This is a genomic window from Streptomyces sp. NPDC006879 (assembly GCF_042869595.1).
In the GTDB taxonomy this organism is placed as follows: Bacteria; Actinomycetota; Actinomycetes; order Streptomycetales; family Streptomycetaceae; genus Streptomyces.
Window position 1 is genome coordinate 1 of sequence record NZ_JBIAGC010000077.1, and the last position, 10,121, is coordinate 10,121.

General features: G+C 72.1%; 12 protein-coding genes. 10 read left to right on the forward strand and 2 right to left on the reverse strand.

The genetic code is table 11. The annotated features are described in order from the left end of the window. Window positions 1–1,499, forward strand: a 1,499-nt coding sequence (locus tag ACFYMC_RS29095; protein WP_388530948.1) for a protein rep, incomplete at its 5' end; no start/stop codon positions are given. Between the two features lie 140 nt (window positions 1,500–1,639). Here the strand turns inward: ACFYMC_RS29095 and ACFYMC_RS29100 are convergent. Beyond that, complete coding sequence (locus ACFYMC_RS29100) at window positions 1,640–1,849, reverse strand: hypothetical protein (RefSeq protein WP_388530951.1); 210 nt, start codon at window positions 1,847–1,849, stop codon at window positions 1,640–1,642. Window positions 1,850–3,119: 1,270 nt separating this feature from the next. Here ACFYMC_RS29100 and ACFYMC_RS29105 point away from each other — a divergent pair. Next, window positions 3,120–3,521, forward strand: coding sequence for a hypothetical protein (locus ACFYMC_RS29105; RefSeq protein ID WP_388530954.1), 402 nt, complete (start codon window positions 3,120–3,122; stop codon window positions 3,519–3,521). A 381-nt stretch (window positions 3,522–3,902) separates the two neighbouring features. On the opposite strand, the gene ACFYMC_RS29110 is transcribed toward ACFYMC_RS29105, so the two are convergent. Further along, a complete protein-coding gene (locus tag ACFYMC_RS29110) occupies window positions 3,903–4,622 on the reverse strand; it encodes a GntR family transcriptional regulator (RefSeq protein ID WP_388530956.1) in 720 nt (239 codons plus the stop codon). A gap of 216 nt (window positions 4,623–4,838) precedes the next feature. Here ACFYMC_RS29110 and ACFYMC_RS29115 point away from each other — a divergent pair, with 216 nt between their 5' ends. The 8 genes from ACFYMC_RS29115 to ACFYMC_RS29150 all read left to right on the forward strand — a co-directional run bounded on the left by ACFYMC_RS29115 (window position 4,839) and on the right by ACFYMC_RS29150 (window position 9,461). Further along, entirely contained in the window at window positions 4,839–5,177 is a 339-nt protein-coding gene (locus ACFYMC_RS29115; RefSeq protein WP_388530959.1) for a WhiB family transcriptional regulator, read from the forward strand. Then, window positions 5,174–5,821 carry a hypothetical protein gene (locus tag ACFYMC_RS29120; RefSeq protein ID WP_388530961.1) on the forward strand — a complete coding sequence of 216 codons (648 nt, stop codon included), beginning with the start codon at window positions 5,174–5,176 and terminating at the stop codon, window positions 5,819–5,821. Before ACFYMC_RS29115 ends, ACFYMC_RS29120 begins: the two co-directional genes overlap by 4 nt. Continuing rightward, complete coding sequence (locus ACFYMC_RS29125; protein ID WP_388530963.1) at window positions 5,818–6,279, forward strand: hypothetical protein; 462 nt, start codon at window positions 5,818–5,820, stop codon at window positions 6,277–6,279. The genes ACFYMC_RS29120 and ACFYMC_RS29125 overlap by 4 nt, the downstream gene beginning before the upstream one ends. Further along, window positions 6,276–7,409, forward strand: coding sequence for a hypothetical protein (locus ACFYMC_RS29130; RefSeq protein ID WP_388530966.1), 1,134 nt, complete (start codon window positions 6,276–6,278; stop codon window positions 7,407–7,409). Before ACFYMC_RS29125 ends, ACFYMC_RS29130 begins: the two co-directional genes overlap by 4 nt. Window positions 7,410–7,611: 202 nt before the next feature. Continuing rightward, window positions 7,612–7,773, forward strand: coding sequence for a hypothetical protein (locus ACFYMC_RS29135; RefSeq protein WP_388530969.1), 162 nt, complete (start codon window positions 7,612–7,614; stop codon window positions 7,771–7,773). After that, window positions 7,770–7,919 carry a hypothetical protein gene (locus ACFYMC_RS29140; protein ID WP_388530972.1) on the forward strand — a complete coding sequence of 50 codons (150 nt, stop codon included), beginning with the start codon at window positions 7,770–7,772 and terminating at the stop codon, window positions 7,917–7,919. The genes ACFYMC_RS29135 and ACFYMC_RS29140 overlap by 4 nt, the downstream gene beginning before the upstream one ends. Window positions 7,920–8,001: 82 nt before the next feature. Then, complete coding sequence (locus ACFYMC_RS29145; protein WP_388530975.1) at window positions 8,002–9,105, forward strand: hypothetical protein; 1,104 nt, start codon at window positions 8,002–8,004, stop codon at window positions 9,103–9,105. Further along, complete coding sequence (locus ACFYMC_RS29150) at window positions 9,102–9,461, forward strand: hypothetical protein (RefSeq protein WP_388530978.1); 360 nt, start codon at window positions 9,102–9,104, stop codon at window positions 9,459–9,461. Before ACFYMC_RS29145 ends, ACFYMC_RS29150 begins: the two co-directional genes overlap by 4 nt. The last annotated feature ends 660 nt before the right edge of the window (window positions 9,462–10,121 follow it).

The following is a 10,121-nucleotide window of genomic DNA, read 5'->3' on the forward strand; positions in this document are numbered from 1 at the left end:
ATCAGGAAGCCGCGCGGTACAGCGGTGCGGACGCCGGTACGCCGATGGCGTCGGACGCGGACACGACGGCCCGCGACGAGCGGTTCGAGCTGCGTGAGGCTCTGCGGGCGGTGTCCGGGCTTGACCGGCTGATCCGGTGCGGCGTCTCCGTCATCGCGGGCGGCGTGACGCCGGTCATCCGCAACGGCCGGGCCGGGTACGCCGGGGTCTGCACCTGCGGCTCCGTCCATGTCTGCCCCTGCTGCTCGACCTCGATCCGTCGGGTCCGCCAAGACGAGCTGGACCAGGTCGGGCAGTTCTGGGAGTGCCAGAGCTGCGGCCTGGTGATGATGACGCTGACCATGCGCCACTACGACCGGGACCCGCTCGCGGAACTGGCAGAGCTCCAACGGCAGGCGTGGAAGGCAGGCTTCGGCGCGAACGCCGGCCGAACCTGGCGGCAGGCGAAAGTCGGCTTCGGGATCCGCGGCTTCGTCCGGGCCTGGGAGGTCACCCATGGGCCTAACGGCTGGCACTGCCACTACCACGTGCTGCTGTTCCTGGCCCGGCCGCTGGCCTCCGACCGTGTCGCCGAACTCCAGCACCTGGCCTACGGAGTGTGGGCCGCCGCCCTGGCCAAGGTCGGCGCCCGTATGCCGGTCGAGATCAGCGAGAAGGACGGCAAGCCGGTCGGTGTGAAGATCGACGCCCCGGACCGGGGCGAGTCCGGGCAGATGGCGCGCTACCTGATGAAGGACCAGGACGGAAAGACCCGCTGGGGCGTCGCCGCCGAACTCACCCGCCAGGATGTCAAGCAGGGCCAGGGCGGCCACCGCACCCCCTTCGAGATCGCCCGTGCTGCCGTACGCCCGGACGCCGCGCCGCGCGACGTCGAGCTGTGGCGGGAGTTCGAGCAGACTGCCACCGGTATGCGCGCGCTGTACTGGTCGAACGGCCTGCGCAAGCTCTTGGCCGAGATGGGCTTCGAGCTCGACGAGCGCACGGACGCCGCCGTTGCCGCCGAGGAGGCGTCCGCCGGCGTCCCGCTTGCCTGCATCCCGTCCGAGACCTGGTACCGGCACATCGCTCGCCACAAGGGCCGGGCCCTCGCGCTCCTCAAGGCGGCCGAGAAGAACGGCGCGCTCGGGGTCCGCGCGCTGATCGAGACCTGGGGACTCACGTGGGGCCTGGATGTACTGGAGCCGGAGACGCTGCCGGAGGGTGCCGACCCGACCGCCGATGAAGTCCTGCGGCGCCTGGAGCGGGCCAACCATGCGGCCCGCATGGCTGTGTGGCGGGACGAGCTCGACCGTCAGGACCGCGACCGCCGCGCTAGCCGCATCGTCCGCCAGGCACCCGGTAGCTGGGAGGCCCGGGCCGAACTCGCGCGGAAGGTGGCTGCCGACGTGGAGGCCGAGACCGCGCGGCGGGCGATGACCGGAGAGGCGCCGGAGAACTTCCTCACCGCGATCCACCGCGCCGCCCGACAGGCTCGCGAAGGGGTACGCGCGGCTCGGTAGCTGCGCGGTCCGAACCCTTCGACCCCGGTCACCCCTGGCCGGGGTCGCCGCGTTTCTGGGCCCAGAAACGTATTACTTGCTCCGCCGACGGCGGCTCTCGTACGCGCGCGTCACGCGCGCGTGTTGGCCCCCGGGGTTCCTCACTGGGCGTCGTGATGATGAACGTCGGGCCCTGTCCCGAGGACGCGCCGGCCGCGGACCATCGGCGCGTCCGGGAAGTCGTCGTCCACCGCCTGGTGCTCGTTGTCGATCCGCTCCGCGGCGACACGTCGGGGGCGCGAGGAAACCGGCGCCGTGCTCCTGGTGCTCGTCGTCGGACCGGTGCCCAGCGGGCGGCGCGTGGTGCTCATGGCCGCAGTCTGCCGGTCACCCCGGAGCGCTCTGTCGGGAGCCCCCCGTCGGCCTCCCGGCCGCCCCGTAGCAGCAGCCGGGCCGCCCCCAAACTGGGGGCAGTTTGTACTATCTTGCTGCGCCTCTGGATCCGCCTGCTAGGTGCTAGGCGGCAGATCAGAGACCGGATGGGGTGCTAGCAGGGGTGCTAGATCTAGCAGGACCGGGTGCTAGATCTAGCACCCGCTCGTGAGCCCCGTACGCCCGCGGCCGGCGCCCAGAAGGGGCGGACCTCTTCCCCCGGCTATCGCGTGGAAAGAGGTGTCGGCGCTCCGATTCGGCTTGCCCACCGGGCCCCACCAGCGACAACGCGCGGCCCCCGAAAAAGGGGGGTCCCACCGCCGGTCACACCTCCGGTCCGCCCCCGGAAACAACCCTGCATGCACCCCTGCACGCACCTTCCGGTGCAACTCCCGGACGTGGTTACGCGGGTGCGGCCACCCCCTGGGCAAGCCCCCGCGGGCAAGCCTGCCGGCCGCTGGGCAAGCCCCCCGTGGGCAAGCCTCACCAAGATCACGTATCGGAGATACCTGGGTGCTACGACCTTCTCGCCGCGAGGCTCGGCACCGCCATGAGGACCGCCATGCGCACCGCATAGGCACCGCATAGGCACCGCCATGCCGACGGTTCCATAGCGGTGCCATGGCGGTGCGTTGGCGGTCCCCATGGCGGTGCGCATGGCGGTGCCGGTCACCCCGAAGGGGCCGACGAATGGAGAATGCCTAGGTGTGTTTTTGTAGCAACATTTGTAGCAGCATTGCTAATGCATGAGGTGTGCCCGTGTTGATCATGAGGCGGAGGACGGTCTCGCGTGCACGCGTGTGCACGCGCACGGGTGCACGCGGTACGCGCGGCACGGGGTACGCGCGGCACGCGTTGGGGCCGTCGGCGTCGTGATGCATAGGTGTGGGGGACCGTGCAGGGTGCATCGGTCGCTCGGGTCGCTGCGCGGGACGACGGCCTGGTGCTCGTCGTCGCGTCCCGTCGGGCGGGACCCGGGCCCGATCGAGTCGGCGGTCGGCTCGTAGTGCCAGAGGTGTGCCGCACCGGAGGCGCCTTCGGTCGGGGGAGACGTGCTCCTCCTCCTGGTGCTCGTTGTCGGCGGCGGCCTGCACGGCGGCCGGGGAGCGGGGCGGAGACAGGAGCGGCCCGGCCGGCGGGCGGGCCGCCGGGCCGCGGGGCGGCCTTGATGAAGTAGGGAAAGTTTTATCGCGCGGTACGGTCGCGCCCATGACCAAGCACGAGACCCCCCGGGACGCGGCCGGGCACCGGCTGTGTGAGCACTGCCAGAAGACCCCCGTGCCGGAGTCGCTGGGCACCAAGCCCCGGCGGTACTGCTCCCGGAACTGCCGGCAGCGCGCGTACGAAGCGAGGCGGACCCGCGAGGCCATCGTCACCGCCGTGGCCGTGGCCGTCGCTCACGACCGAAGAACGTCACGTGACGCAGAAGGAACGTCACGTGACGCACCCTTGGCATCGTCACGTGACGTTCCTCAGCCCGCCGTACCGCCGGCGGTTCCCGTCCCGGCCCCGGCCCCCGCGCCGCCTGCTGTTCTGCCGTTGTGGGAGGACGCGGAGATAGAGCGTCGGGTGGCGGGCCACATCGCGCGTGAGGGGATCAGCGGCGAGTAGCCGGCGCCCCGCGCCAGGAACCGGGCCTGAGTGGGGGGTCCCTCCGGAGCGGCGGCAGGGCTTGCCCCAGAGCGCGCCGTCGCCGGGGCCGCCAAGGCTGCCACCGGCACGCTTGCGCTTGGCCTTGGCGGCCCCGGTGGCGGTGTGCTGGCCTCCGGTGCCGTCGCTCCGGAGGGACCCCCCACGACCCGACGACCACCCCCGACAACCCGCACTCGAAATCCGGTCCCCCGCCCCTCTGGATGTGGCCGGGGGTGCAGGGGGCGGAGCCCCTTGCAGGCGACCACCGGGAGTTGGTTGGTCAGCGGGGGCTAGGCTCCGCTGGAACAACGGAGAGCCCCCGCTGTTGGCCTCAGCGGGGGCTCTCCGGGTGCGGGCGGATCAGCCCAGGTCCGTTGACCACTTGAGCACTGTCGACCCGGAGACGATCTTCACGCCGACCTCGACGATGCGGTCATCCTTGAGGTGAACGGTGCGTACGACCTGGGTGACGATGACCGATCCGGTCAGGCCGAGGGCAGTCTTCTCGACTTCGGTGGCGTAGCGGCTGGTCACCTCCTCCAGCACGGAGGCCTGCGCGCTGCCGAGTCGCTGGGCCGCGAGTTCCCGGGAACCGCCGGTGCTGACCGGCTCGGTGAGTTCGGGCACGGCGGTGATGACGTACGACGGGTAGTAGCTGGAGGAGTAGTGAGTCGGCACTCCGTCCCGGCTGACGACGCGCCGGCGGACCGCCACCGGCGTACCGGGCTCGACGTCGAGCCGCGCGGCGACTAGGTCGTCGGCCGCGACGGTCCCGATCTCCAGGATCTCGGACGTCTCCCCCGAGGCCAGCGCGCGCCCGGTCTGTGCGAACGTCCGCACTCGGCCCTCAATGTTGTCGGAAACCGGCGCGGCCGCGATCGTGCCGTGGCCGGGCTTCGGGATCGTCAGCCCCCATGCCTTGAGCTGCTGGAACGCGCGGACTGCGGTCTTCATGCTCACCTGGTGCGCGTCGCAGACCTCCCGGAGTGAGGGCAACTTCGAGCCCGCCGGGATCTCTCCCTTCCGGATCCGCTCGGCGTAGTACGCGGCGATGTCCGCGTACCCCTCGCCACCGCTCATGGGTGCTCTCCCTCGCGTCTGGCGCACTCCCTTCCAAGTGCAGCCGTGTACGTCAGACGGTAGACCACTTCCCCGCTTAGGTACAGCACTGGACGCAGTGCTGGACTTTCGTGAGTCCAGTGCTATACCTTCGTGGCACGGAGACGGTCCGACGGGCCGTCAAATCCCGGCAAATGGGGAGGACTTGCCATGCTACGGACCACGCCGTTACCTCCGATGGACCGACCGACGACGGATGAGCTGGTCATCCGGTACCGGCTGATTTCCCTGCGGGCGCTCCGGGCGCTGCGGGAGGTCGACTACGCCGGTGCTGCCTGCACCCGCACCGACCCCGAGGCGTTCTCGCCGCAGGCGTCGCCGCTGCGGGACCAGCCGAACCGGGGCGAGCGCCAGGCCCTGCGGGTCTGTGCAGGGTGCCCGGTCCAGGACTTGTGCCTGGTCCGAGGGGTGCGGGAAGCGAAGAGCGTGTTCGACCTGAAGGGTGTGCGTGCTGGTCTCCGGCAGTCGGAGCAGCGGGCGCTGTACCTGGAGCTCCAGCGGCTGGAGCTGCTGTGAGCGCCACGACCGCCCAGGCGCGGGCGAAGAAGCGCCGGAAGAAGCTCTCGACCGCGGCGCAGCAGCCGGGCCCCGCCTCGGCGGAGCGCAGCACTCGGCGCCGGTGGATGCCCCGAGACGGGGCGGACGTCCGCCAGGCGTGGACCGAGGCGGTCCCGAATCCCCGCCTTCGGTGGGCCGCGTTCAACGCCTCGGCCGCCGCGGCCGGCCTCGGCCTGGTCACGCTCGCCACCGGCGACCCGCGGGCCGGTGCGGGGCTGCTGGGGGACCTGGTGGTCTCCCTGGTGCCGGTCGGCCGGTTCGTCGTCACGGTCGGTGCGGCGGTGGCCGCCGGATACGTCGGCTACAAGTTCCGCGGGCTCCTCGGCCCGTTCAGGGCGTACGCCTGCCCGGCCGCTGCCCTCGGGGCCGCGTTCTGGGGCCAGGGCTCCGACGACATGATCGGCGCCTTCCTCGCCCGGTTCGCCCCCTGGCCGGTCCTCCTGGCACCGCTGGCGATCGCCGGGGCCGCCGGGTACGGCGCGTGGGCCCTTCTCGACCGCAAGGCCGCCGACCAGGGCCTGCTGCTGCGCTGGCTGGCCCGGATCCCCCTCGCGACCCTCACCGTCTCCGCCCTCATCTACGCCCCGGGAGCCCTGACATGAACCCCACCGACCTGACCATCGCCGCGGACACCGTGCTGGCCGCGGGGCCGATCCTCGGCGGTGCCGGTACCAGCGGCCTGGCCGCGTTCAACGGCATCGTGCTGCTCGCCGGGCTCCGGGGCAGCGACCGCGTCAAGCTCAACCGCGACAAGGCCGCAGGGCTCGGCATCGGCCTGGGCATCCTCTCCGCCACCGCCGACACCGCCCTGGGCCAGATGTCGGACGCGGCGGCCCAGCTCCCCACGCAGCTGCTCCAGGGCGGCGCCTTCGGGAACATGGGCATCGGCGGAGTCGCCCTCGGCGTGACCGCCATCGCGTTCCTCTTCAAGTGGAAGAAGCTGATCATCCCCGCCTTCCTCGGCGTCGGGGCCGGGGTCATCTATTCCCAGGCGGGCGGCATCTGGGGCATCGCCCACGACGGGCTGCTGATGATGGCGCAGTCGGTAGGTGCCCTGTGAGCAGCGTTCAGCAGATCGCCACCGCGCTCACCGCCCTGGTCAACGGCTCGATGGTCCTCCTGGGCAAGGGCTGCACCTGCGCCGGGCACGGGCTCCGCCTCGCCTGGGACGCCGCCGCACTCGACACCGAGGCCACCGCGAAGGCCCAGAAGCAGGCCGACCGGGCGGCCCAGCGCAAGGAGGCCGCCCGCAGGAAGCGCCGCAGCAAGAAGGCGGACCCCGACGACGACCTGGACGAGGACGACGAGCACCAGGACGTCGACCTCCACGACATCACGGCGCCGGCGGTGGACCCGATCCACCGTCCCGCCTGGGAAGCGCTCGGCATCCTCGGCTTCGGCGCCGCGCTCGCGGTCGGCGCGCTGTCCGCCGCGGTCCGTCTCTTCGGCCCGGCCGCGTCGCAGTGGTGGGCCGCGGCGGAGTCGTACCGGCCGTTGATCGTCACGGGCGGGGGACTGGCGTGGATGGTCGCGGCCTGGATGGTCGCTCCCCCTGCGCCGGCCAACGACGAGGACGAGTTCGTCTCCGAGGACCAGGAGGACGACGAGGACCTGGTCGACGCCGACGACGACATGGAGGACCAGGACCTCGAGGACGACGTTGCGGCCGACGACGGCCTCTCCCCCGGCCAGAGGCTCCAGCGTCACGTGCTGGACCTCCTGGCCACGGTGGAGACCGAGTACAGCGGCAAGGGCGGCCTGCACGTCGTCAAGCTGCTGGAGTCTGCCGAGCAGTCGGGGGTCCTCTCCCCCGGCTCGATGACGAAGAAGCAGCTGCGCGACTGGCTGGAGGCGTCGAACTTCCCCGTCGCCAAGAGCTGCCGCCAGCCCCGGGACATCCCCTCGCCGGCCACCTCCGACGTCGACTACGGGGTGAAGATCAGCGAACTGCGCGACGTCCTCGGGCGGGACGTGGCAGAGGTCTACCGGGACCTGTACGAGACCCCCGTCGTGGCGGCCCCCGCGGCCCCCACCGAGGCCCCCCTCCCGACCCCCGCCCAGACCCCGCCCGCGGCGCCCGTCCCGGCCCCCGCCGGGCCGGTGCCGGGGGGTGCCCCTGCGGCCCGTCTCAGGCTCGTGAAGCCGCTCTCCCCCGACCGATCCCAGGAGTCGGCCCAGGGCACCGCGTAGAGCCCTCTACAAGGCGTCTCACCTGCGGATCTACAAACCGGCTACGCGCCGCTACAGCCCGGGCTACGGGCCCGGCTACACCCCAAGGAGCCCCGCCCCGAGAGGGGTTCGGGGTCACCCGAAAACACCGAAGCGCCCCCCTCGACTTGGCGGAAGACAGGGGCGCTCCGGGTCCCATCCGGACCGGACAGGAGTCCTCATCATGGCACTGCGTCAGCCCAAGCCCTCCGCGGACGACCCGCGTCTGTCGGGCCACGAGACCACCTACTCCTCCAGCCGCGGCGGCTGGGTCAAGCAGGACCGGCCGACCGCCGGCACCGGCAGCAGCGACCGCGACTCCAGCGGCGGGAGGCGGTCCCGGTGAGCACCCCCGCTGAGGAGTACGCCGCCGCACAGGCCCGCCAGGCCGCGGCCATACAGGCGGCCGAGGACCAGGCCGCGCGTCTGCGCGAGGCGAACGAGGCGGCGGCGGCCCTGGCCGCGACCGTGACCGCACATCTCGCCAGGTAGCCCTCCCCCGGCATCACCCCGGAGCCGACGAGTGCCGGCGGCTCCGGGGTCCCCCTACCGCAACACCCCTGGAGGACCCCCAATGACGATGCTGGACACCCAGGCCCAGGTCGACGCGGCCGAGCGGACGCTCAGGCTCGTGTGGGCGATCGTGGTCGGTGCGGTCTTGTTCTCCGTGCTCACGGTCACCCCGCTCGTGGAGCGGGTCACCTCGGACGCGTGGGACTGGACCGCCCCGATCCTCCCGGTCGTCGTAGACGCGGCCGTGATCATCGTGGTTCGCGTCGACACGATCGTCGCCCGACTCGACGGAGACGCCGGCGCCTGGCCGCTGCTGCTGCGCTGGCTCACCGGTGCCATGACTCTGCTGCTCAACGTCGGGGACTCCGCGCTCGCGGGCGACCTGGTCGGCGTCGGCGTCCACTCGGTGGCCCCGGTCCTGCTCATCGTCACGGCCGAGGCCTCGCTCAAGTGGCGCCGCGCCATCACCGCGGCGGTCGCCAGGATCGAGCGTGAGCACGCCGACGAGCGCGACCGGATCGCCCGTGAGCACCGTGAGCGCGAAGACCGTGAGCGGGCCGAACGCGACGCCGTCCGGGCCGCACAGGAGGCGGAGCGTGAGCGGGTCCGGCTGGCAGATGAGCGCGCCCGTGAGCAGGACCGCCTCGACCGTGAGCGTGAGCGTGAGCACCAGGCGCTCATCGCCCAGCAGCAGCGCGACCACGACGCCCAGATGGAGCGCGAGCGCGCCGACCGGGACGCCGCCCGCGAGGCTGCCGAACGGGCCGCCCGCGCAGAGGAGATCCGGCAGCAGCAGGACCGCGAAGACCGACTCCGCCGAGAGGAGCAGCAGCGGCTCGACCGTGAGCGCGCGGCCCGTGAGGCGGCCCAGAAGGCCGAACGGGACCGCAAGGCGGCCGAGGCCCGCCGGGCCGCCGACGCGCCCGTGAGCGCCGCCGTGAGCACCCCCCGCCCCGCCGTGAGCGCGTCCGTGAGCACCGACGCTCACGACACCGCTCACGACACCGTGGCCGCCCAGAAGTTCAGCGAGGCCGACGCGCTCGCGGCCGTCGCCGCGGCGGTGCGGGACGGGCGCTCACAGCGGTCCGTGGCCGCGCTCACGGGCTGGTCGACCGGCTGGGTGGCCAAGGCCTTCAAGGAGCACGAGGAGGAGATGGCGGCATGACTGGCGGCATGAGCACCTTCATCACGACCACCCACGGTGCGGACTTCTTCGGCGAGGACCGCCACCCGGTCAAGGCCCTGCGGTCCCTCGCCGACTACGCCCGGGGCAGTCTGCCGGCCGACGACCGTGAGCACGTCGTGCAGCTGCTCGAAGGGGCAGAACTGACCGCCATCGGCACCGTGCAGACCATCCCGGCCGCCGTCGCCGCCAAGCTCGCCGGCCAGTTCCGCCAGATCGCCCGCAGCAAGTTCCTGCGGTCCCGCCCGCTCGCCCAGGCCGTCGCGCTCCTGGCGGACGCCGCCGCCCGGGCCGCCGCCGACGGCGAACCCTGGGAGTGGCGAACCGACACCGGCTGAGGGTCCAACCCCCCGCCATCCGTAAGCCCGGACCGGATCCCCGGTCCGGGCTTCTTCCGGCTCCTCAGACCACATCCGACCCAAAGGTGTGCGGGCGTCTGCACCCTGATGGACAGCCACATGTGTCAGGCTCAGCCCCATAAGTTCCAGAAACGGCAACGAGCCGGGGCTCTGACCTCCCGGCTCGTCCGCCTCCAGTCCTCGCCTCACGAAGACAGGTGACGTTGCTCGATGACGAGCGTACGAGAGAACCGCGCGACTGCGCCACAGAACGCTGCCGTGCCGGGACCCCGGTGCCACTGCGGCACCCCCCTGGTCCACATCCCCGGCAAGCGCCCCAAGATCTACTGCTCGGAAGCCTGCAAAAAGAGGGCAAAGCGGGCAATCGCGAAGTCCCTCGCAGAGCCGCCCCAACCCCCCGTCAGCGGTGCGGGGCAGGACCGGCCCGAGTCAAAAAGGGACGCGCGCCTTGGTACTACCGCGAAAACTACGGACATGCAGGTCAGGGGCCTGCATTCGGACGGCGCGGACGCTGGAGAGTCTGAGAGGGCGCAGCGCCTCTCAGATCAGGAAGCCGCGCGGTACAGCGGTGCGGACGCCGGTACGCCGATGGCGTCGGACGCGGACACGACGGCCCGCGACGAGCGGTTCGAGCTGCGT

Coding starts and splice junctions, on each gene's coding strand:
- ACFYMC_RS29100 (WP_388530951.1), bottom strand. CDS start 1,849: ATGAGCACCACGCGCCGCCCGCTGGGCACCGGTCCGACGACGAGCACC.
- ACFYMC_RS29105 (WP_388530954.1), top strand. CDS start 3,120: ATGACCAAGCACGAGACCCCCCGGGACGCGGCCGGGCACCGGCTGTGT.
- ACFYMC_RS29110 (WP_388530956.1), bottom strand. CDS start 4,622: ATGAGCGGTGGCGAGGGGTACGCGGACATCGCCGCGTACTACGCCGAG.
- ACFYMC_RS29115 (WP_388530959.1), top strand. CDS start 4,839: ATGGACCGACCGACGACGGATGAGCTGGTCATCCGGTACCGGCTGATT.
- ACFYMC_RS29125 (WP_388530963.1), top strand. CDS start 5,818: ATGAACCCCACCGACCTGACCATCGCCGCGGACACCGTGCTGGCCGCG.
- ACFYMC_RS29135 (WP_388530969.1), top strand. CDS start 7,612: ATGGCACTGCGTCAGCCCAAGCCCTCCGCGGACGACCCGCGTCTGTCG.
- ACFYMC_RS29145 (WP_388530975.1), top strand. CDS start 8,002: ATGACGATGCTGGACACCCAGGCCCAGGTCGACGCGGCCGAGCGGACG.
- ACFYMC_RS29150 (WP_388530978.1), top strand. CDS start 9,102: ATGACTGGCGGCATGAGCACCTTCATCACGACCACCCACGGTGCGGAC.